The sequence below is a fragment of the uncultured Brachyspira sp. genome, assembly GCF_944390595.1.
Lineage (GTDB): Bacteria > Spirochaetota > Brachyspiria > Brachyspirales > Brachyspiraceae > Brachyspira.
In genome coordinates, this window is sequence record NZ_CALXRN010000118.1 from 14804 (window position 1) to 38037 (window position 23234).

17 protein-coding genes are annotated in these 23234 nt (G+C 25.5%); 10 read left to right on the forward strand and 7 right to left on the reverse strand.

Translation table 11 applies throughout. From position 1 onward, the window contains the following. Positions 1 to 169: 169 nt before the first annotated feature. From Q0J90_RS06405 to Q0J90_RS06435, 7 genes are all read right to left on the reverse strand, one after another. The gene (locus Q0J90_RS06405) at positions 170 to 2110 is read right to left on the reverse strand and encodes a methyl-accepting chemotaxis protein (RefSeq protein ID WP_297277107.1); all 1941 of its coding nucleotides are present in this window, start codon (positions 2108 to 2110) and stop codon (positions 170 to 172) included. A 194-nt stretch (positions 2111 to 2304) separates the two neighbouring features. Further along, complete coding sequence (locus tag Q0J90_RS06410; protein ID WP_297277108.1) at positions 2305 to 3687, reverse strand: MATE family efflux transporter; 1383 nt, start codon at positions 3685 to 3687, stop codon at positions 2305 to 2307. 144 nt (positions 3688 to 3831) lie between these two features. Beyond that, positions 3832 to 4212, reverse strand: a complete 381-nt coding sequence (locus Q0J90_RS06415; RefSeq protein WP_297277109.1) for a rod-binding protein — start codon at positions 4210 to 4212, stop codon at positions 3832 to 3834. Between the two features lie 122 nt (positions 4213 to 4334). Continuing rightward, positions 4335 to 7229 (reverse strand): methyl-accepting chemotaxis protein, encoded by a 2895-nt coding sequence (locus Q0J90_RS06420; protein WP_297277110.1) that lies wholly within the window; start codon positions 7227 to 7229, stop codon positions 4335 to 4337. A gap of 89 nt (positions 7230 to 7318) precedes the next feature. After that, the gene (gene murJ, locus Q0J90_RS06425; RefSeq protein ID WP_297277111.1) at positions 7319 to 8932 is read right to left on the reverse strand and encodes a murein biosynthesis integral membrane protein MurJ; all 1614 of its coding nucleotides are present in this window, start codon (positions 8930 to 8932) and stop codon (positions 7319 to 7321) included. Between the two features lie 103 nt (positions 8933 to 9035). Further along, complete coding sequence (locus Q0J90_RS06430) at positions 9036 to 9458, reverse strand: PIN domain-containing protein (protein ID WP_297277112.1); 423 nt, start codon at positions 9456 to 9458, stop codon at positions 9036 to 9038. Then, positions 9439 to 9660, reverse strand: a complete 222-nt coding sequence (locus tag Q0J90_RS06435; protein WP_297277113.1) for a hypothetical protein — start codon at positions 9658 to 9660, stop codon at positions 9439 to 9441. The genes Q0J90_RS06430 and Q0J90_RS06435 overlap by 20 nt, the downstream gene beginning before the upstream one ends. A 196-nt stretch (positions 9661 to 9856) precedes the next feature. Between Q0J90_RS06435 and Q0J90_RS06440 the strand changes: the two genes are divergently transcribed. The 10 genes from Q0J90_RS06440 to Q0J90_RS06485 all read left to right on the forward strand — a co-directional run bounded on the left by Q0J90_RS06440 (position 9857) and on the right by Q0J90_RS06485 (position 23227). Then, positions 9857 to 10357, forward strand: coding sequence for a hypothetical protein (locus Q0J90_RS06440; RefSeq protein WP_297277114.1), 501 nt, complete (start codon positions 9857 to 9859; stop codon positions 10355 to 10357). Beyond that, positions 10354 to 12303, forward strand: coding sequence for an AAA family ATPase (locus Q0J90_RS06445; RefSeq protein WP_297277115.1), 1950 nt, complete (start codon positions 10354 to 10356; stop codon positions 12301 to 12303). The genes Q0J90_RS06440 and Q0J90_RS06445 overlap by 4 nt, the downstream gene beginning before the upstream one ends. Positions 12304 to 12492: 189 nt before the next feature. Next, positions 12493 to 12921 carry a rhodanese-like domain-containing protein gene (locus tag Q0J90_RS06450; RefSeq protein ID WP_297277116.1) on the forward strand — a complete coding sequence of 143 codons (429 nt, stop codon included), beginning with the start codon at positions 12493 to 12495 and terminating at the stop codon, positions 12919 to 12921. A gap of 128 nt (positions 12922 to 13049) precedes the next feature. After that, complete coding sequence (locus Q0J90_RS06455) at positions 13050 to 13490, forward strand: DUF2752 domain-containing protein (protein WP_297277117.1); 441 nt, start codon at positions 13050 to 13052, stop codon at positions 13488 to 13490. Between the two features lie 120 nt (positions 13491 to 13610). Continuing rightward, complete coding sequence (locus Q0J90_RS06460) at positions 13611 to 14294, forward strand: PorT family protein (protein WP_297277118.1); 684 nt, start codon at positions 13611 to 13613, stop codon at positions 14292 to 14294. Between the two features lie 419 nt (positions 14295 to 14713). Then, complete coding sequence (locus Q0J90_RS06465) at positions 14714 to 16024, forward strand: TonB-dependent receptor (RefSeq protein WP_367173857.1); 1311 nt, start codon at positions 14714 to 14716, stop codon at positions 16022 to 16024. A gap of 50 nt (positions 16025 to 16074) precedes the next feature. After that, on the forward strand, positions 16075 to 18837 hold the full coding sequence (polA, locus tag Q0J90_RS06470) for a DNA polymerase I (RefSeq protein WP_297277120.1): 2763 nt from the start codon (positions 16075 to 16077) through the stop codon (positions 18835 to 18837). 316 nt (positions 18838 to 19153) lie between these two features. Beyond that, the gene (locus Q0J90_RS06475) at positions 19154 to 19816 is read left to right on the forward strand and encodes a hypothetical protein (protein WP_297277121.1); all 663 of its coding nucleotides are present in this window, start codon (positions 19154 to 19156) and stop codon (positions 19814 to 19816) included. 88 nt (positions 19817 to 19904) lie between these two features. Next, on the forward strand, positions 19905 to 21614 hold the full coding sequence (locus Q0J90_RS06480) for a vWA domain-containing protein (RefSeq protein WP_297277122.1): 1710 nt from the start codon (positions 19905 to 19907) through the stop codon (positions 21612 to 21614). Between the two features lie 212 nt (positions 21615 to 21826). Next, positions 21827 to 23227: a DUF4132 domain-containing protein gene (locus tag Q0J90_RS06485; protein ID WP_297277123.1), complete on the forward strand. Its 1401-nt coding sequence runs from the start codon at positions 21827 to 21829 to the stop codon at positions 23225 to 23227. Positions 23228 to 23234 lie beyond the last annotated feature (7 nt).

The window sequence follows — 23234 nt, forward strand, 5'->3', positions numbered from 1 at the left end:
AATATAGTGTTATCATATAATTATATTACTTATTATATTATTTTCAATATTGTTTCATTTAACATGATAAAAAATTATATTAAAATATATTATTATAATCATTTTTAATAATTAAGATAATATATATTTATCAAACTAATTTTTAAAAGTAAAATAATTTCATAGTTTTTTATTTTTTTAATTTAAAATATTCTATTGATTTTACCAATTCATTAGCTTCGTTAAGCAATGACTCAGAAGCAGCAGTAGCTTCTTCTACTAAATAAGCATTTTTCTGAACAGCTGCATCCATATTATTAATAGCATTATTAACCTGATCTATTCCTTTTTGCTGTTCCTGAGCTGCTATATTTATTCTCTCCATTATATTTGATGCACTATCCATTTTTGCAAATATATCATCAAATATTTCTTTTGATTCTTTTACACTCTGAGCTGCTAAATGTATTTTATCTGTACTATCAGTTATTAAAGAAGTAATATTTTTAACTGATTCCTGAGTATTCTGAGCAAGATTTCTTACCTCGCTTGCAACAACAGCAAAACCTCTTCCCTGTTCTCCAGCCCTTGCTGCCTCTACAGAAGCATTTAAAGCAAGTATATTAGTTTGAAAAGCGATGTTTTCTATAAGCTTTGTAATATCCATTATCTTATTGCTAGATTCATAAACATCATTCATCTTATTTACACTGTCTTCTACTATAATTCCTGCTTTGTTTAAAGATTCTTTAGCTTCAGAAACCATAGAAGTGCTTTGCGATACTCCTTCAGCTGATTCTTTGATAGCACTAGCCATTTCATTCATAGATGCAGCTGTCTCTTCCAAACTGGATGCCTGTGCTTCTGTTCTTTGAGATAAATCATTATTTCCTGCTAAAACTTTATTGGCTGCTGTAGAAACCTGCTCTGCAGAATGTTTAACTGTTGATACAACTTTATTTAAATTACTCAATGTTAATTCAAATCCTCTTGCTATATCTCCCCATTCATCATTCATACTCAAAAATCTCTTTGATATTCTAGCAGATATATCACCGCGTGCCATTTTATTAATATCTTTAGAAATATATCCTATTATAGTAGTAACTTTATTTCTTATTATAAATGGTGCTATAATAGATATCATTATGATCATCATAATTGATATGATTGACATTATTTTTATAATTACATAAATATCTTTAAATATAACTTTATTAGGAACTACTATTTCTAACCCCCAATATTTTCCTTTTATCATTTCAATAGGAGTAAAAAAGTATGTTACATTTTGCTTCATACCTAAACCATAAGTCTCAAAAACAGATATTCTATTATTATTGATATTTTCTAATACATTATATTCTTTATAATTAGGATAAGCATCATATATGCGTTTAAATACATTTGCTGCATTAAGACTATTATATAAAGCAACTCCCTTATCATCAAAGAAAGCCACTTCTGTACCTTCAAATGGTTTTATTGCTTCTAAAATAGGATAAATAGATTTTATATCTATATCTATTCCTATGACACCTATAACTTTATTGCTGCTTATTATTGGCACACTCCAGCTGAAGAGTATTAGCTTTTCATTATCTATATTTGATTCATATATTTCTGTTATATAATTTTCTCCTGTTTGAATAGGTTTTATATATTGAGAATTCTGAAATTCATTTGCCGGTAATATTTGCGGTCCTTTCCTTGTCATATAATAATTAAATTTACCATTATATAATCTATACTCATCTAAATTTATATAATCATAATCATTTCCCATTGCATTAGTGGCAAAAAGTATAAATATTCCTTTCACATTATCAGGAAGCCCTGAAAAAAAATTATTTACATTATCCTTATAAATATTTCTATCTCTAATTCCATTTTTATATATACTTTCTAAATTTATTTTAAACCCTATTAAATAATTCAATTCTTCATAAAAATTAATCTTTAAATGATTAACTTCAGAATCAGATGTTTCTTCCAAAATTCTATAAGAAAGATTTTTTCCAACTTTATACATATACAAGGTTGTTAAAATACTGGATATTATTATCATTATCAATACAGGAATTAATATAACAAGCGTAATTTGAAACTGCAATCCAATTTTCTTTATCATAAATAACTCTCCGATTATAAATGTGTATTATTATTAATCAATTATAGTATAATAAATATTTTCTTTATTTTCAATAAAATGATATATTAATATAACATTTTATTGAAATTTAATTATTAATATTTATGTACAATTGATACATTAAGGAAATAAATAGATAATAAAATTATATTAATTATACATTTACAGCAACATTAATTGATATTTAAATTTATTAACTTTTTAAAATATATTGTAAATAATGTTACCGTTGTACATACAGCAAGAAAATCGGCTATAGGTTCTGCTAATAATACAGCCATAACTTTATTTTCAAGAAATATGGGAAGTATAAATATAAGCGGTATCAATAATATGATTTTTCTCAAAATTGCCAAAAATGAAGAAATTTTAGCATTTCCTAAAGCAATAAATGTCTGCTGACATGCGGTCTGTGCCCCAAATATTAAAGAACTGGCCATATATATTCTTAAAGCCCATATACTATAATCTATAAGTTCCTGATTGCTTGTAAATATTCTCACAAAAAGATATGGGAAAAATTCGGATATAATCCACATTAATGTAGAAAATGATAAACAGCTTATCAATAATATTTTAAAAGCACTTTTTACCCTATCAATATTACCAGCTCCATAATTATAACTAATAATAGGCTGCGAGCCTTGAGTAAGTCCCATTATAGGAAGAAAAGAAAACTGCATAATGCTGCTGAGTATTGTCATAGCACCTACTGCTAAATCTCCTCCGTATTTCAATAAAGATGTATTAAATGATACAAATAAAACACTCTCTGTAAACTGCATTATAAAAGGTGAAAAACCTAAAGCCAAACATGGTAATATTACATTAGCAGATATTTTTAAATTACTTAATTTTAATTTTAAGACTGTTCTTTTTGAAGTCATAAATGTCAATATCCATATACAAGATATAGCCTGAGATATAATAGTTGCAAGTGCTGCACCTCTGACATCCATATCAAAAACAAATATAAATATAGGATCTAGTATTATATTTGTTACAGCTCCAATTAAGACAGTAAACATACTGGTTTTTGCTTTTCCCTGTGCAGTTATAAATGCATTAAGTCCTAATGCTAATTGTACAAATATTGTACCTATTGAATATATTCTCAAATATCTTAGAGCATAAATAATTGTATTTTCACTAGCTCCGAAAAGCATTAGTATAGGTTCAGCAAATATTATCAATAATATTGTTATAACTATAGATATTATAATCAAAGTCAAAGCACAGTTTCCGAGTATTTCCTCTGCTTTATCATAATGCTGTTTTCCCATCATAATAGAAGCACGAGGAGATCCTCCCATACTTACAAGATATGCGAATGCTGATACAGCAATAATAACAGGCATTGTTACACCTATTCCGGTTAAAGCAGATGCTCCTATATTAGGAATATGCCCTATATACATTCTGTCAACTACATTATATAAAACATTTATTATCTGTGCGGCTATAGCCGGCAGAGAAAGTTGGAATAGTAATCGAAAAATAGGTTTATTTGCTAAATCATCTGCCTTATTACTATTTAATGCTGATTCATTACTCATATTTAACCCATAAATAATTTAAAATATAGTTTTAATATGATAAACCTATTTATATTTTAGTCAAATTAAAAAATCTGATTTATTTATTAAACAATGATATTATATGAATTATAAATTTTAATATAAATATATAAGAAAAATTTATTAAACGTATTTTTCCATTTGATGATATATTATATCAGCCAAACCGAAAGTTTTAGTTTTTGAAAATTCTTTTGCATATTCATCATAAAGCATATCTTCAAAAATTTGTTCAGCCATACCGCCGTCTATTAAACCGCTTTTATCTACTGTTTTTCTCATTTCTTTAAGCATTTGATTAATCATTAATGCTTCAAAATCTTCGGATACTTGTCTTAAACGTTTTTTTTCAAACTCTTTATCATATTTTCTTATATTATTATTTTCTACAGAAGAAGTTTCTTCTATAGAAAACTTAGCATTTCCATATTGTTTCTTAGTATTTTCTAATTTAGAAATATTAGCCGTATTCATGCTTAAATTATATTTATCAGTTATATTCATTATTTTAATCCAAATCGTTAATATATAGAATTTTATCGGTAAAGTTAATAAAGACATTAGTATATTTTTAGTTAAATAAAAAGGCTCAAATCATTAAAGATTTAAGCCTTATTGTTTATAAATTACCAAGTTACAATATATTCTGTATAAATATACCCCTTACTTATTGATTTAGTCATTTTTACTTTAGAACTATTAGGGTATTTATATCTAATTATATTTTTTATCATTTCATCATAATATGTTTCTATCATAGAATCATAGTTAGGGAAATAATGTAAATGATAAATTATACGCTTTCTCTCTGCTTTAACTACTTCAATATTAATATTTTTAAACATCTTTTTATTGAAGTTAATAAACACATCAGCTAAACTGCGTTTTTGAGATATTTTTATCTTTATTTTAGTAAGAAGACTGAATTTTTTAAAGTCATATCTAGCTTTTTCCCTTATACCGTCTCTTGATCCTTCATAGAATTCATCCATTATGCTAGTCATTGGTATAAAGCATGAAGAAGATAGAGGATATTTCTTTCTAAATTTCAATTTTTTAATATCTTTAAATAGAATTTTAGAATCATCCGGTAAACTATCAAGCATTTTTTGATATTTATCTTTACCAAAATTTCCTACTACAAATTTATATATACTTTGAACAAATGTACGTCTTCCGTAAGCCCTGTCGCCTTCATTAATAATCTTAATCTTTTCTTTGATAACTTCTTCAAAATCTTTTATAACATAATCGGACATTTCTTTTTCCAAATTGTCCACAGAATCATTAGCAACATTAGATAATTGCTCTATCTCTTTAATAAGTCCGAATACATTTCCTATACTTTCGCTCATATTCTGAGTTTTAGAAACTATATCATCAGTATTCTGAGATACCATTTTCATAGCTTCATCATTCTTCTTAGACAAATCGGAAAGATTTACCAAATCATCTTTAGCAATAGATATTCTTCCATGCAAAGCAGTATATTGTTCCTTAATATCTTTTACAGCATCATATAAACTTTCTATAGAACTTGTTATTTCATTAGTAGAAATATATTTTTCATCAGAAACCTTTTTTACCTTCGTCATAGTATTAACAAAATTCTGCATTTTATTAAGCATATCTTCTATGCCTATTATTCTGTCAGTCATACTAGACATAATAAGGTTCATTTCTTTTTCTATATCTCTAAGTATTTTCCAAGCCTTTTCAGACTGTGAATTTGTAGTTGTAGCTAATTTTCTAATCTCTTCAGCAACAACTGCGAAACCTTTACCTTGCTCGCCGGCATGAGCAGCCTCAATAGCAGCATTCATCGCCAACATATTTGTCTGCTGAGAAATATCTATAGTTGAATTTACGAAATCTGTTATACCTCTTATGGAAGTAATAAGAGATTTTGTAATGGTCTCTGTTTTCATTATTTTTTCTTTACTATCTTCTGTTAAAGCAACCATTTTTTCAGATTCTTCTTTTGCCTTTCCTACAGAAGCTGATACTTCCTGAATATCCTTTTGCATAGTTACTGTTAAGGAATTAATCTGATTCAAGCTTACAGATTGATCATCAATTTTTCTTTGAAGATTATTAGTCATATCATCGATAGAAATTAATTCTGCCAAACTTGAAGCTATAATCTTATATATCTCTAAATTACTGCTTTCTACATGTTTGAACTCTGTCTGCTGAGATGATATATTGTCTACTATTAAACTTACAGATTCTGTCATTGATCCTGCAGACTCAGATATATCTATCATCTTTTCTTTTAAAGCATTGCTTTGCTCTTTGGATATTTTAAGAGTTTTTGATACACTTGAAAATACATGCTGAACCATATCAAAAAATATTCTTATCCAAGTACTCAAATCACCAAGAGAATCTTTAGAATTAATTCTGCTTACATTTACAAATATATTATTATCAAATACACCTGATTCCAACTCTTGTGATATTTTATCCAAAGGTTTTAATGATATAGGTATTGTAACATTCAATACAACTATAATTATTATTATAGCAACTATCAATATTAGGAATATTGTATTATTGGTAGCTGTTAAAACATTATAGAAGAAATTTGTAGGAACATACATGAAAATATTATAAAAACCATTATCAAATTGTCTGAAAAATAAAGAATAAGAATTATCTCCAACCATATAATTTTCTCTTATTCTTGTATTAGTATAAAACGTTGTATTATCAACGGCATTATTAACCCAATCTATATTTGTTATGTTTGAAAGTATATAATTAGGGTCATCATGATAAACTATTTTTTTATTTCTAGAATCAAAAATTATTGTATTAAAAGGACCTGTTTTAACTATATTAGTAAGCATTTCATAAGCTATATCTAAAGAAAGATCAGATAATGAAACTCCTATAAGATGATCATTAATACTTGAATATATAGGAGATGAGAAAGAAATAACTTTCTGCGGCTTATCTATATTTTTTAGATATGGAGAAGAAAAATATATAGGGCTTGGTCTTTTAGCTTCTCTATTCCAATTATTAGGCAAAGCTAGAGAATAAAACTCCTCTTCAGTATAATTATCGCTAGCTGTTTCAATTTTAGGCTGCATATTTCCTGTATTGCCTACATCGTATAAATATAATGAATAAATATCTCTCATATAAGGATTATTTTCTATAATATTTGGTTCAAAATATATACCATTAGCAATTACATGATGTAAAGCTGTTTGAGACTTATGAAAGCGGTAAATAATTTTTCTAAGGTTTGTAGCTACATCTCTAACTGCTCCTGTAGAATATAAGTCATAAGATACTGTGGCAATATCTGATAAAGAAACTGTTCCAACACTTGTAGAGGCAAATATATTATCAAAAGTAGATACCATATCATAGAAATAGTTCTGAGATACTGACATCGCTGAATCATACAATGCCTTCTTATTTGTTCTTGTATTTATAAAGATAGTAGGAGATAATGCCAAAATGACTACTATGACAACCAAAAGAAGTACCTTATTCTTTAAACTCATATAAAAACCTTATTATTTTATTAAAAAATTATTACTTAAATTGTCGGATACTTTTAATATATTATTGAGAGCTATAAAAAAATATATATTTATTTTTTGACAAACTTTCTTAATAGTTTTCCTTTAAACATATTAATAAAGGATACAAAATCATCATTTCTCAATACTATATTAGTTATAGAATATACTAATATTCCAAGCAATATCAGTATAAAAACTTTAAATATAAAAAATATCCTAGAATCACTATTATTATACAATAAATAATATTTTACACCAAAAACAGCAGCAGCCATAAATAAACTTGATATAATAGTTTTCACTACCTCAATCTTTTTATTAATTACAGATTTAATAGCCATTCTTTTCATAAGCAATATATATAGTATACAAAAAGATACAATATTTGCAATAACACTTGATATTGATATTCCTATAATATCGAATTTAAATATATAAACACATAAATAATTACTAACAGCATTGATTATAAATGTAAAAAATGCCACATAAACAGGAGTTTTCATATCTTTCATAGCATAAAAAGACTGAACCAATATCCTATAACTTGCTACAAAAAATAATGATATAGATAAATATCTTAAAGCACTTGATACTAAATATGTAGATTTTGAAGAAAAAGCACCATATTCAAATATCATTCTTACAATTTCCTTACCTAATACTACAAATCCGAAAGCAGCCGGAATAGTAACTAATGCTACAAGTCTTAAAGAATAAAATAAATTTTCAACAGCCTCATCTTTTTTATTATCAGCTATTAATTTACTTAAAGTAGGAAGCATAACAGTAGCAACACTTACAGCAAAAACTCCCAAAACAAATTCATGTATTCTAGTAGCAAAAGTAACAGCTGAAACCCTGCCCTCCCCTATAGCTCCGGCAAATGCAGTAGAAACAAGTAAATTTATCTGATATATACTTGCCCCAAAAATACCAGGAGCGAATAATTTTATCATTTTTATAACATAAGGTTCTTTGAAATGAAAATAAGGCTTGAAACTAAAACCCTGCTTATGTACAAAAGGCATTTGATATGCAAATTGAACGAACCCTCCAAGCAATACAGCAAAAGCAAATACATAAGCCATATTATTGAAAAAGTTAGGCAAAAAGAATTTAAAAAACAATGCCATAGATATAATAACAGTATTTAACAAAATAGGACTTGCCGCTGATATGGAATAATATCCTCTTATATTAAGCACTCCCTGCATCAAAGCGGCTAATGATATGAATAATAAATAAGGAAACATTATCCTTGATAAATCAGCAGCAAGATTAAGTGCTTCTATATTATTATGTGCTGATTTATAAAGTATTTTTACAAGCAAAGGAGATATTATTATTCCAATTCCTACAACACCTATAAGTATTAATCCAAGAAGAGTAAATACAGCTCTAAAAAATTTCTTTGATTCCTCTATACCCTTTTCTTTTTCAAGTTCAGTGAATACTGGTATAAAACTAGCTACCATATTACCTTCAGCAAATAAACGCCTTAAAAGATTTGGAAGTATAAATCCTATGGCAAAAGCATCAGCTATAAATGTAGTACCAAGCAAAGCAGCCTGTATTTGATCTCTTACAAGTCCGAATATTCTGCTTACTGTAGTTACCAATGACATTTTTAATGATGATTTGGCTATTTTCTCTTTGCTTACTGTTTTATTTTCCGGCATATTTCCTCTATATATAAATAAACTGCTTAATAGTTTTTATTTTAAAATATTATTAATTATAACAGTATATCAAACATATAATAAAAAATGATATTATAATATCTTACTCTTTTATTATCAAATTTATAAATACATCAGGCTGTAATGTTTTTACTTTAGAATTTAAAAAATCTGATATATTTCTAGTTACTATATAATCTAAACCATATTCTTTAGCACATTCTATTTGTAATCCATCTTCTATATCTTTACAGCTTTTATCTATAAGCACCAAATTAATTTTTTTATGATCTATAGGTATAATAGTAAATATTTTAGATAATTCTAAAATAATTTCTTTTCTTTCATCATATGAATAATATTTTCTAAGTATATAAAATAAATTAGTTATTGTATGTGCTGCTATATAACATTCTATAGTATTATTAACACATAAATCTATTATTTTTTTTGAATTGTCAAAAAATGGTTTACGGTTAATTAAATAGTCTAAAATGATATTAGTATCAATTAAAATTCTTTTCATTTCTATATTCTTCTAACTCTTTTTTATAATCAAAATTTTCAGGCAGTCTTCCTTGATACTTATTTAAGTTTTCTAAAGCCTGTTTTTTATCATTTATTATTTTTTCATTTGAATCACTTTTTATAAAATTTATTACTGATAAAAGTTTATCTTCCGGTAGCTCTTTGATTAAATTTAATGTCTTTTCTCTTAACTCTGTCATTTTACTATATCCTTTTAATATTATTATATATTAAATCTATAATAATTGCATATAAAAATCTATACTATCAAATCATTTTTTATACAAAACACACTTTACACTTTTTGTAATTAAAAATTTTACATTTTTTGTAAATATACTATACTATAAATGTATTGAAAATTCATTGTTATTTTAATAAAAGAGAAAGATAAAAATGGAAAACAAACTATTAAGAGAAAAAATAAAAGAGCTTGATATTAGAATTATGGACTTAGCCAAATATATGGAAATGTCAAGACCTACTATTTACAAGTATATAGAAATGTACGAAACAGGACATCGCAATGAAATAGAATCAAAAATTTTAACTGTTTTTGAATACATTGATAATAATGATAATATAGGCAAGACTAATGTTATAAAATTCATATTAGAAAATATATCAAAAATAGAAGAAAATATCAGCGAAACAGAAAAGAAAAAAATTCAAATAAGAAATTTATTAAAGCATCAAAATAAAACCAAAGAAGATTTCATATATCTTATTTCGGAAGATAATTTCTTTGACCCTATTTTAGATTATTTAATAAAATGCAAAAATATAGCTGATAAAAAAATAACTAATGAAGAATACGAATTTATAAAACCTTTAGAAAATCTATATAAAACTCAAGGCTTTAAAATAAAAATTAATAAAAAAAGGAGCAGCAAATGAGCAGAAGATTTCTAAAAATTCAAAACTTTAGAAATATAGGAGTTACAAAAAACTTGGAAGAATTTCAAACACTTTATTTAAATAACACTTTGAATAAAGATGAAATTGGAGAGCTTATAATACTTATAGGCGAAAACAATGTTGGTAAATCAAATATACTAGATGCTGTTAATGTAATAAGCCCTATAGAAAACATAAAAAGTATAGATTTAAAAAAAGATATTCCAGACTTTATGGACTATGAAGATGCAAAGCCTAGAATAAAACTTATTTATGCTGATAAAAACGAAAGCCCAAAAATAGAATATTTTTTAGATGAAAATAAAAATATTAAATATGAATTTAATAATCCTAAAGAATTATCATATTTAGAATTAGAATATCTTAAAAAAGAATTTGAAATAAATATTACATTATTAGAAGATAATATAGAATTATCTCAAGATATAAACATAATTAATACCTATAAATTAAAAATTAATAATATATTGGAAAATTATGATAATATATTAAATAATAATCATTCTAATATAATAGATGAAATAAAAATGATATTAAAAAAATTAGAAAAAGTAAATAATGAATATAATGAATGTATAAAAAAATATAATCTAAATCTCTCTAAAATATCATTTAAAGATTTAGACCCTGATGAACATCATAAACAAATATTAGAAAAGAATCAAGAAAAATATAATATTAACTTTATACCTAATATTATTTATTACAAAGAAGAAGAACTAAAAAATAGTGATTTGATTACTACACCCGAAAACATTAAAAATTCTAGTTTTTTTAATTCCCTATTTAAAGCCATAGATAAAGATGTAGACACTGTAGAAATTTCTTATGCAAAAGATAAAGAAATAAGAGGATATAAGGATCAATTCCAAAATAATATTAATGAAAAACTAAACAAAGTAGTTAGTAAAAAATTTAATGATTTATATTTTCAGGGATTAAATACACAGGAATATAATTTTCACATAAAATTTGAAAAAGATGAAATTTATTTATACATACAAAAAAACGGACATATAATTTCATTACAAAATCAGTCTGTAGGATTTAAATGGTTCTTTAACTTCTTCTTTAACTTTTTATATTCTAATAAATTAAATACTGGTGATATTGTTTTAATAGATGAACCTGATGCTCATTTAGCTTTGCCTGCTGTAAGAGATTTAAGGAATTTTATCAAAAAATTTGCCAGAAATAACGGCATAACATTTATAGTTACTACTCATAATCCTTCATTTATAGATGTTGATTATTTAGATGAGCTTAGAATCGTAAAATTCAAAAAAGATAAAACAGGTGTTGAAATACAGAATGATTTTTCTGTTATAGCCGAAAATGAAGTTGATACATTAAATGAAATAATAAATGGTTTTGGGATTCTTCATAGGGATATAATAACCAATCCTAATAATAAAGTAATATTTGTTGAAGGACTTATGGATTATAATTACCTTACAGCTTTCAAGAAATTAAAAGAGGAAAAAGAAAATAAAAAAATCAATTTAGTATTCTTACCTATTTGCGGACTTGGAAAAGATGATGAAAAAATGAATAAGAAATTAGAACATCTAGTACAGTTTAGAGAGGCTATTATATTAACAGACAGTGATGAGAGAGCAAATTTATTCAAAAAAGCTTCAGAATCAACTTCTTTAATGAAAGAGAGATTGACAGTATTTCAATTAAAAGAAGTAGATCCATCTTTCAAACAAATAGAAAGTCTATTTAGTGATAACGATAAAAAAAGGTATATAGAAATGATACAAAATAAAAGCGGAAGCCTTTCTTCATTATTTAAAAATAATATTCTTAATAGAGAATTAGATAAAGAAACCATGAATAATTTTAATAGACTGCTTAACTATTTAAGCGATATGGTATTAACAGATAATTCAAATAACTATGAAAATCAAGGAAACAAATAAAAATTCTTAAGCATAAATAATTAGAATTTCAAAATAAAAGGGACTGTTTATTACAGCCCTTTTTTATTATAAGCTTCATAAAAATATTTAAATATATTAATTAACTATAAAAAATTAAATTTTGAGGAACTTTCATAAAATAATATTCGTCTAACTAATAAATTAAATATACTACTAGTGAGTACACCTATGAAAAGAAATATTTTTGTTATTTTTACGCTATTATTAACAGCATTTGTATGTAATGCTCAGACAGCAAAAACTAATGAAGCTGCATACGAACTTGACAATGTAAAAGCTGCGGGTAAAAACGGCTTGGCTCTTAATGATTTTATATCATTATGGAAATCTGATCCTAATATAATATTAGTTGATCTAAGAACACCTAAAGAAATTAAAGAAACAGGAATTATAAAAGGGGCTATTAATATTGACTATAGAGCTGAAGGATATTCAAAAAAAATATTATCATTAGATAAAACTAAAAAATACATGTTCTATTGTAAAAGCGGCGGACGTTCAGGAAAAAGTGTTCAATATTTACTTGATAATGGATTTAAAAATGTGCATTATCTAAAAGATGGAGGATACGCAGAATTTTCAAAAGCTTTAAAATAAAATAATTATTTTTTAACCAGAAAAAGGGACTGTTTTTACAGCTCCTTTTTTATTTACTTATAATTAATTATAAAATTTATTATATATAAAGCTATTGAATAAATGTATTTTAAATATATTATAAATTAATGTTTAAAATCATAAAAATTATATTAATAGCATTATTGGTATTATTTATAAATTATGATAATAAAAATCATAAAGCAGCTTATAGCATACCAATAGATGATTTATGTATTATAAGAAATAACACTGGATTTCCATGTCCAAGCTGCGGAATGACTAGAGCACATATAGAAGTTCTAAAATTAAATTTTAAAAAAGCATTTCATTATCATCCGCTATTCATGCTGCCGAGTATAATTTTTTTAGTTGTAATGCTAAGAAATAAATCAAAAATAGCAAATTACATATACAACAATAATTTTATTACAATTACTGTATTAATAATATTTATAGCAGTATATGTAGTAAGATTCATAATGCTTTTTCCAAATACAGAGCCTTTCACATACAACTATGACAGTAATTTATACCTATTTATTAGAATAATGCAAAACATAAAATAAACTATTAAGCATAAATTTTATAATATGAAATTATTGATTTTTTTTTGATATTATATATAATACATTGACACTATATTTTACATAAATTATTGTTTATTTACTAAATTGGTTGGATATCTTATGATACTTTTTAATAAATTAAAACTATATATAATAGTTTTTATAATATCATTTAACATTGTATTTGCTAAAAGCGGTTTTGAAGCTATGTTAAATATTCCTTTTGGGATAACATTATCATATCCAAACGAACATATAAAAAACTTAGGATATCAAATGGCTCCTAATGTAGATGCTACAGTACTTTTTCAAACAGGATATATGTTTTCAGTAGTTGATAATTTTGCTATAAGCATATTAGGAGAAATAGGATATTATTACGACTCATTTTCTGTATATAAAAAAGAAAATAATATTACAGAATTAGTTTCATGCTTAACTCATAATATACAATTGGGATTATTATCAAAATTCAATATAAAACAATATTCTATAGGTATAGGAGGAGGAATGAAATTTCCTCTTCAAGTCAATTATTTAATAAAAAATAATAACTCAATAGTAAATAATCATGTTATAAATCAATCTAGTATGAAAAATTATTTTGCATCTTCTTTTTCTTGGTATGTAAAAGCTAGTATAGATTATTATGTATTTTTTACAGATATTCTAGCATTAGATATAGGAGCATATTTTTTATATGATTTCGGATTAAAAGGTAAAAATGAATATAAGAATACTATCGGATTCAGCAGCTTTGACATAGGTTTACAAATAGGATTTAGATTCGGGCCAAAACCATAAAATACACATTTAATCACACAAATAATACATTTTGTAATTTTATATTTGACACAACATCAATTATTTTTATATATTTATATTGGTATGGTTTAATTTATGTAGATTTTTTTACGTTAATGAATGAAAAAAACAATATTAATGTTATAATATATGTTGGGAGTTTTTATTTAATTATGCAAGGTGTTGAAATAGGAAGATAAAATATGAGATTTTTATTAGTATTATTTATATTGTTATCTGCATATTCTTCACTTCTTTCTGAAGAAATTGACACTAACGAAAATAATAATACCAATAATCTATATATTAATACTAATGAAAATAATACAAACACAACTATATATCTTTATGTAAATAAAGATTATACCAATGTTATAAATATTGATACAAATAAAGAATATACAAACATCCAATATGATATGGATACTAATGATTATGAAATATATGATGACGCTGATATTATAGAAAATATAATAGATGAAGATAATACAGATGTGCAAGCGATGCATAAGAAAAAACAATTATTAGTTGACAGCATGATAATTATAAGAAAAAAAGACATAAAAGAGTCAAAATCAAAAAATATCGCTGAACTGATAAAAGAATATGCTAATATAGATATAAAAAATAAAACTGTATATTCTCAATCTACATTTATATTAAATGGTGAAATACTAAATAACGAAAAGAAAAAAATATATTTGTTTTTATATGATAAAAATAATATAGACTCTATAGATATAAATTATCATATATTAACAGGAAGAATAGTATACAATATTTTAAGCAAACAATATGCTAAATCAGAAGAAGTATTATATTTAAACCTATCAAGAGATGTTCAATTAGAGTCATTGAAAACTATAGGATATAAAAAGACACAAACTAATGCAAGCAAATCCTCTGGAAAGATGAGTTTATTGGAATATAATATAAAAAATCAAAATAACAGTTCCCTAAAGTTCAACTTAAATACATCTGGGGAAGAAAGAGGATTCAGCGGAAAGAAAAGTACATCTGCTGATTTTAGATCCTATATAAACGGAGATGTTAACTTTAATCTTAATCCTATAAAAGAAATAACCCTAACAGGTAAATATTTTGTAAATATGCAGACGGATATTGCTTTATTAAATAAAGGCTATACTAATAGCATAAAAAATCAAAATATATATCAAGGCGGAAACATAGGATTATCTATAAAACCTATAAGTATGATAACAATAGAAGCATTATATTTCATAAGCAGCAAAAAAGACTTATTAGATGCAACTAACAATACTTATTTAACAACACAGGGAAATAGAACCAGCATAACATTCAGCATACCTATAAAAAACATTCATTCTACTATAAAAATAAAAGGTAATTATTCTTATTTGGTTGGAAAAAACTTATATAATGTAAGCGTTCAAAATAACAGTCTTCCTGGACTTCCTAAACATCAATTTAATACATCATTAGAATATATATATAGTAAAACAACGGATTTAGAATCAAGTATACTTTTTAATGTGCAGTATATAGGAGATGAATATAATAATGCCACTCAGACAGAGCTTGATAGAGCATACACAACTTTTGATATTATTAGCTCATTTGTTTTCAAAAAAGATATATCATTAAAATTCGGAGTCAAAAATATATTAGATGTAAAATATGAAAATATAAAAGGATATCCTATATCAAGCAGAGAATATTTTATTAATGTATCAGCAAAATTAAGATAAACTATAATTCTATATTTACTTATTTCTATAAAATAGTATAATGACATATTATGAAAAAGACATTTCTTATTATTGACGCTTTTGGTATACTTTACAGATACCACTTTATTTTTTTGAAAAGACCTCTTTTAAACTCTAAAGGGCAGAATGTTTCATCTATCAATGGTTTTATGAGAACTTATTTCTCGCTTATTAATACATATCCTGCAGAATATGTTGCCATAGCTTTGGATAGTTCAAGAAAAACTTTTAGAAATGAAATATATAAAGAGTATAAAGAGAATAGAGAGAGCATGCCCGATGATTTAAGAAGTCAGATTCCCATGCTTTATGAACTTATAGATGCATTGGGAATATCGAGAATTGTATTAGATAATTATGAGGCTGATGATATTGTAGGCACTATTGCCGAAAGAAATAAAAAAGAAAATATTAAAACTATTATTTATTCTCCTGATAAGGATATACTTCAGCTTGTAGATGATGATGTAAGAGTAGTTGCAAGCAATAAAGATAATGAGCTTATGGAATATGACAGAGAAACTGTAAAAGAAAAAAGAGGCGTATATCCGAATCAAATAATAGATTTACTTGCCCTAATGGGTGATGCTTCTGATAATATACCGGGTGTTAAAGGAGTAGGAGAAAAAACTGCTTTAAAACTTCTTGAAGAATATGAAAGTTTAGACGGAATATATAAAAATATTGATTCTATAAAAGGAAAAGTTCAGGAAAAATTATTAGAATCAAAAGATACGGCATATATGAGTTATAAACTTGCTACTATTGAAAGAGATATAAAAGATTTTAATTTAGATTACAATGAGATAGCAAGCAATAAAATCAATATTGATGAAGTTAATAGAATATTAGATGAACTTGAATTGAAGCAAATAAGAGATAAAATTAATTCTTATATATACGGAGCTTCATCCAAAAAAGAAGAAAAAGTAAAAATATCAAATAGTGAAAATAATGCATCAGAAGATAAAAAAGATGAAAGTCCTATACTAAGTGCTAAAAACAATAATGCAAGCTATTATTTAATAGAAAATGAAACAGAACTTAAAAACCTTCTAAATGATATTAACAATAAAAAATTAGTATGTATTGACTTTGAGACTACAGGACTTGATACTTTTAAAGATACTATTATAGGAATTTCTTTTGCTATAAAATCAAATGAAGCATTTTATTTGGATGTAAGCGGAAGAACAAATATAGATAAAGATAAATGTATGAATCTTGTATTTGATACTTTAGCTAAAGAAGATATAAAGGTTATAGGGCATAATCTTAAATATGAATACAAGATGATGAGAGCTATTGGCAAAAGTTTAGGCAATATGTATTTTGATACTATGGTTGCTGCATATTTGATTAATCCTACAAGAGGAAGATATAATATGGACGATTTAGCTATGGCCTATCTTTCATACAATACTATCAAATACAGCGATTTAACTGATAATGCTAAAAAGACATTATTAGATGCACCTTTAAAAGATGTTGTTGAGTATGCATGCGAAGATGCTGATATAACTTTCAGATTTTATGAATGCTTTGCTCCTCTTTTAAAAACATATAATCTTGAAGAACTATTTTTTAATATAGAAATGCCTCTTATAAGCGTACTTGCCGATATGGAATTCGACGGCGTATATATAAGCAGTGAAAAAATGAAAGCATTATCCGATGAATATTCTATTTTATTGGAAAAAACTAAATCAAAAATATATTCCGAGGCCGGAGAGGAGTTTAATATTCAGTCTCCTAAGCAGTTGGAATATATATTGTTTGATAAGATGGGAATACCTCCGACAAAAAAAACTAAAACAGGATTTTCTACTGATGAGGAAGTTTTAACAGAATTATCACAAAAGTATAAAATTGCTGAGTATATGCTTACATACAGAAAATATGCAAAACTAAAAAACACTTATCTTGATGTATTTCCAACTTTAATAAATGAAAAAACCGGAAGAATACATGCTTCATTCAATCAAACTGTAACAGCTACAGGACGCTTATCTTCATCAGAGCCTAATTTACAAAATATTCCGGTAAGAGGAGAAGAAGGACGCGACATAAGAAATACATTCATAGCCGAAAAAGGAAATTTATTAATAGCTGCTGACTATTCTCAAATAGAATTAAGATTATTGGCACATTTCAGCAATGATCCTGCATTAGTGGAAGCATTCAAAAATAATGATGATATTCACAGAAAAACAGCAATGAAAATATATTCTGTTAGCAAAGAGCATGTAACTGCTTCTATGAGAAATATCGCAAAAATAATAAACTTCTCTATCATTTACGGTAAAACAGCATTCGGGCTTTCAAAAGAGCTTGGAATAAAAAGAAAAGAAGCTGAGGATTTTATAAAAGGATATTTTTCAACTTATTCAAGAGTAAAGCCTTTCTGTGAGGAAGTAGTAGAGGAAGTAAGAAGTAAAGGTTATGTACGCACCATGCTCGGACGTATAAGAGATTTATCAAAGACTATTAATTCTTCAAATGCTATGGCTAGAAATGAGGCTGAAAGAATGGCTTTAAATACTCTTATTCAGGGAAGTGCTGCTGATATGATAAAAGTTGCTATGATTGCCATACATAAAGAGTTTAAAAACCATTTTAAAACTGCCAAAATAGTTATGCAGGTGCATGACGAATTAGTAGTGGAAGTTTCTGAAAAAGAGGCGGATAAGGCTATGACTATAATGAAAGAGATAATGGAGCATTCCGTTAAAGCTAATGTACCTATAACTGTTGATATACATAAAGGAAACAGCTGGGGAGAGGTTCATTAATATTTGACTTTAAGAAAAAAGAGTATTTTATTTTTTATATAAAAACTCTTTTTCTTAAAATATATTTTGTAATTAACAATTTTAGTACATATTTTTACTATTTTAAAGTGATTTTCAGAAAAATATAAATTTAAAATAATTTTATTAAAACAATAATTTATTTGATAACAACTTAAAATATTTTAATAATTAATCAAAAAAATAAAAATCTAAAAATAATTTTTTTAAAATTTAAAAAATATGCATCTTTTAATATTTCATTTATTTATATTTTTTGTTATAACTATTTATTGATAATAAAAAATGGGGAATAAACATGATAAAAAAAATTGCAGTAATTTCTATTATGATAATATCTTTAATATCATGCAGCAGCAAATCAGAATCAAATAATAAAAACAGCGAACCTGAGCAAACAGCCGCAAAAGAAGGTTCTTGGAATATAAGTACTCAGCAAATTGATTCTATGGATGAAAATATAAAAAAAATTTTTACTGATGCATCTAAAGAATTATTAGGAGTAAAAAGAGAGCTAATGCTTTATTTAGGAAATCAAATTGAGAATAGAACAAATTATGCTTTTATTTGCAGAAGTCAAATACTTACTCCGTCTGCACTTCCTTATTATGAAATTATAATATGTAATGTATCAGATGAAAATAAAGTATCTATATCAAAAATAGAAAAAATAATAGAAAGCAGTCAGAATTCAGCCGGAGGTATAAAATGCACTAGCTATGAGGAAGCTAAAATAAATACCTCTAAGTCAAAAGAGGCAGAAGATATAATAAAAATATTCGATAATGCTGCTAAAAATGTTACAGATATAAAATACAACAGAGAGCTATATGTTGCAAGTCAAGTTGTAAAGGGTATTAATTATTATTTTGTAGCTAATGATGGTACAAATATAAATTTATTAACAGTAAATAATTTTATGAACTCTAGTGAAATAATAAAGTCAGAGATAATATTATAATTAGTGAAAAAATATTACAGCTCAATTAACATAACAATGCAGATTTATAACATACAAAACCGATAATAATTTGCAGAGGGTATAAACTATGAGAAACATAAGATATAAATATTTGCTTGTTATTTTATCGGTAGTATTAATAACTACTTTAGGAAATTTATATGGTCAAAATAATCTAAATACTTATGCTATACGTATTAATCAAGAAGATGTTTTGATAGATAAATTGGCTAATGGTTATCAAATTTATATAAAGAAAAAGGGCAATACTGCCGGATTAAAATTATATTCAAAACTTCCAAATGGAAACAACTCTTATCTTTATATTAACAATACAGGGAATTCTAATTCTATAGTTAATATAAAGAATGTTGATTTTCATAACAGACTTGGAGAAGTATTTGAAGTATTCATTCCTGAAACATTATATTTAGACAGCAGAAATAATAATTCTGTTTTTAGATTAAGTGATAATATTAATATAGTATTAGAATCTTATGATAATAATGGAAATAAATTATTGGATAATGAAATTGTTTTCAGAATAAATAATACAAATACTTCAAGACCTACTATAACATTAAGAAATGTTGAAAAAGAAGGCGATTTATATGCATTCTATTTGTATTATTCAGGAGGAAATAACGGAGAGTATGCTTTCTATGTAAGAGAAGGAAAAACAAATACAGCATATAAATTAATAAATACTTCTTATGGAAGCACAGTAAATGTTGATAATAGTGCTATAATACTAGAAAATACTTACAACAGAGTATTAGGAAAAAAATTATACATTAAAGCATATTTTAAACAGCTTCCGGAAGACAGATATTTATCATTTAATGTATTTAATACAAGAGGAGAAAGTTTCACTTATCCTATAGACTATGTTATAGAAACAACTAATGTGAAGCCTGAAGTTATACCTCCTCAAATGCCTAGCGGAGGAGATGAAGGAGCTGTACCTATAAGACCTATAGATAAAGTTATAGAAACATCTACAAATACTATTATAATAGGCAGCATAGATAATGAAAAAAAAGATGACCCTGTTAGTTTTTCGCAAAATCCTATGAAAAATAATAGTAAAAAAGAGATTAAGGAAACAGTAAAATCAAATGATGTAGAAATCGATGTAATAAAAATTACAGATAATGCTAATAATAATCTTAAAAAAAATAATTTTTATAACGGAGAAGCTATGGATGCTTTGGATAATGCAAGCAAAGTATTTCATACACCTAATAATTATGCTGATGATGAGAATAAACTTCCTGATAATTTAAAAAATATTATTAATAGATACAAAGATTTCGATACTATAGATTTGGTCATTGTATTAGATACAACAGAAAGTATGCATCCTTATATAAGAAGCATAAAAAAAGAAATCAGAGGTATAGCAAGACAGTTATTTGACAATCATAAAAAAGCTAGAATTGGTTTCATGCTTTACAGAGATGTTAAAGATACATATTTTACAAAAATGATAGATTTCAGCGATAATATGAACCTTATAAATAGAGAAGTTAATTACTTTTTTGCATCCGGAGGCGGAGACAAAGCAGAACCTATGTATGAAGCTATACAAGAGGCATTAGAAAAATTCAATTTTGTTCATAATAAAAAACTAATAATAGTTATAACTGATGCCCCTGCTAAAGTTATAGGCAGAGCTAACTTAGACTTGAATGCTAAAACTGCCAGAGAGAAAGACGTTACTATAGAGTTAGTATTAACTTCTGAAATTGAAGAAGAAGATACATCAGATGATCATTTATATTTTCTAAATTTTTAATATATCTTTAAAAGCCCTGTACTATTATTGTATTGGGCTTTTTATTTAATAAAATCATTTATTTTTTAATGCCTCTTTTTTAGCATTAAAACTTTCAAAGCCTTTTAAACTGTATAGAAATTATTTTATTTGTCAATTTGTTTTTTATAATATAGACAAAAAATTTGATGTTAATTATAATACAAATAAATAACAATATTCTAGGACTATAAATGGACAATAATATATTAACATTGGAAGAAATAAATAATTTGGCAGAAAAAAACTATAATAAAAAATTTGATAAAACTACTTCATTCATAGATGATTCTCTTATATCAAATGTTCTTACAAAAGATAAAAACACAGCTGTTCCAAGCAAAGTTATAAAATATATTTTAGGAGAATACTTACAAATAAAAGAGGCATACAGACTAAGAAATGCCGATTTAATAGGATATTCTTTAGACAGTGAAAGTTTAAGCGAATGCCTTGAAAATGTATATAATATTTGGAATGAAGATAATAAAACTAAATCTATACTTTATCCATACTGCATATTTGCAAATAATATTCAGCTTGATAAACTCTATCAAAGAGCAAAAGCTATAGGAAGCAGCAGGGCTAAACTCTCATGCTTCATGCTTGAGGCAATAGCTCTAAGCGGTACAAAGAAAGGTTTAGGATTAGTATATGAAGCATCAAGAAAATTCAAGCAAAACAGCGTAAGAAACACGTGTTCAGAGATTTTATACAATATAACTAAGAAACTAAAAATAAGCAAAGAGGCTTTTGCTGATAAGATTATACCTGACTTTGATTTTAATAAAAACGGTATTAGAATTGTAGAAAGCGATGGTAAAAAATTTAGGATAACATTAAATTCAGATTTTACCATATCAATATTTGATGAATTAAAAAATAAAGAATTCAAAACATTCCCAAAAGATTTTCCAGAAGAAGCAAAAAAAGAATTATCAAAAATTAAAAGTGAAATAAACAAAGTATTAAAAACACAAACAGAACGTCTGCTATTGGTATTTATGGATGCTAGAAAATGGACGCTCACAGAATGGAAAGAAGTATTTTTTGAAAATCCTCTTATGAAAGCATTTGCTGTTAAACTTATTTGGGGAATATATGATGAAAACAATAATTTATTAAATACATTCAGATATATGGAAGACGGTTCATTCAATAATATAGATGATGAGGAAATAAAAATAGATGATAATTCTTTAATAAGTTTGGTAAGTCCTGTAGAAATTAATAAAGAATTAATAGAAAAATGGAAAAACCAGCTTTCAGATTATGATATAATACAGCCTTTCAATCAATTATCAGAATATACAAAAGAAGAATTAATTTCAAAGATTCCAAAAAAAGTAACTGTAGGAAATATAAAAAATACAGCACAAAAACTAGGAATGGAAAAGGAAGAAGGAGACGGAGGATATATTGAAGGATATTTTATACATGATTCATATAATAATGCTTTGATATATATTTCTGTATCAAATCTGTATTACGGTTCTGCCAACAATGATGAAACAAATATAAAGATTAATTTTAAAAATTCTGATAACAGATTTGAGTATGGGGCTTATTTGATATTATCTAATTATTTGAAATAAAAATAAT

Bases quoted from the DNA above. Each gene is read 5' to 3' on its own strand.
- Q0J90_RS06435 (WP_297277113.1), bottom strand. From the start codon at position 9,660: ATGACAGAGTTAAGAGAAAAGACATTAAATTTAATCAAAGAGCTACCG.
- Q0J90_RS06455 (WP_297277117.1), top strand. From the start codon at position 13,050: ATGTTTAAAATCATAAAAATTATATTAATAGCATTATTGGTATTATTT.
- Q0J90_RS06430 (WP_297277112.1), bottom strand. From the start codon at position 9,458: ATGAAAAGAATTTTAATTGATACTAATATCATTTTAGACTATTTAATT.
- Q0J90_RS06445 (WP_297277115.1), top strand. From the start codon at position 10,354: ATGAGCAGAAGATTTCTAAAAATTCAAAACTTTAGAAATATAGGAGTT.
- Q0J90_RS06410 (WP_297277108.1), bottom strand. From the start codon at position 3,687: ATGAGTAATGAATCAGCATTAAATAGTAATAAGGCAGATGATTTAGCA.
- Q0J90_RS06420 (WP_297277110.1), bottom strand. From the start codon at position 7,229: ATGAGTTTAAAGAATAAGGTACTTCTTTTGGTTGTCATAGTAGTCATT.
- Q0J90_RS06450 (WP_297277116.1), top strand. From the start codon at position 12,493: ATGAAAAGAAATATTTTTGTTATTTTTACGCTATTATTAACAGCATTT.
- Q0J90_RS06460 (WP_297277118.1), top strand. From the start codon at position 13,611: ATGATACTTTTTAATAAATTAAAACTATATATAATAGTTTTTATAATA.
- Q0J90_RS06480 (WP_297277122.1), top strand. From the start codon at position 19,905: ATGAGAAACATAAGATATAAATATTTGCTTGTTATTTTATCGGTAGTA.
- Q0J90_RS06465 (WP_367173857.1), top strand. From the start codon at position 14,714: ATGGATACTAATGATTATGAAATATATGATGACGCTGATATTATAGAA.
- Q0J90_RS06485 (WP_297277123.1), top strand. From the start codon at position 21,827: ATGGACAATAATATATTAACATTGGAAGAAATAAATAATTTGGCAGAA.
- Q0J90_RS06475 (WP_297277121.1), top strand. From the start codon at position 19,154: ATGATAAAAAAAATTGCAGTAATTTCTATTATGATAATATCTTTAATA.
- polA (WP_297277120.1), top strand. From the start codon at position 16,075: ATGAAAAAGACATTTCTTATTATTGACGCTTTTGGTATACTTTACAGA.
- Q0J90_RS06440 (WP_297277114.1), top strand. From the start codon at position 9,857: ATGGAAAACAAACTATTAAGAGAAAAAATAAAAGAGCTTGATATTAGA.
- murJ (WP_297277111.1), bottom strand. From the start codon at position 8,932: ATGCCGGAAAATAAAACAGTAAGCAAAGAGAAAATAGCCAAATCATCA.
- Q0J90_RS06415 (WP_297277109.1), bottom strand. From the start codon at position 4,212: ATGAATATAACTGATAAATATAATTTAAGCATGAATACGGCTAATATT.
- Q0J90_RS06405 (WP_297277107.1), bottom strand. From the start codon at position 2,110: ATGATAAAGAAAATTGGATTGCAGTTTCAAATTACGCTTGTTATATTA.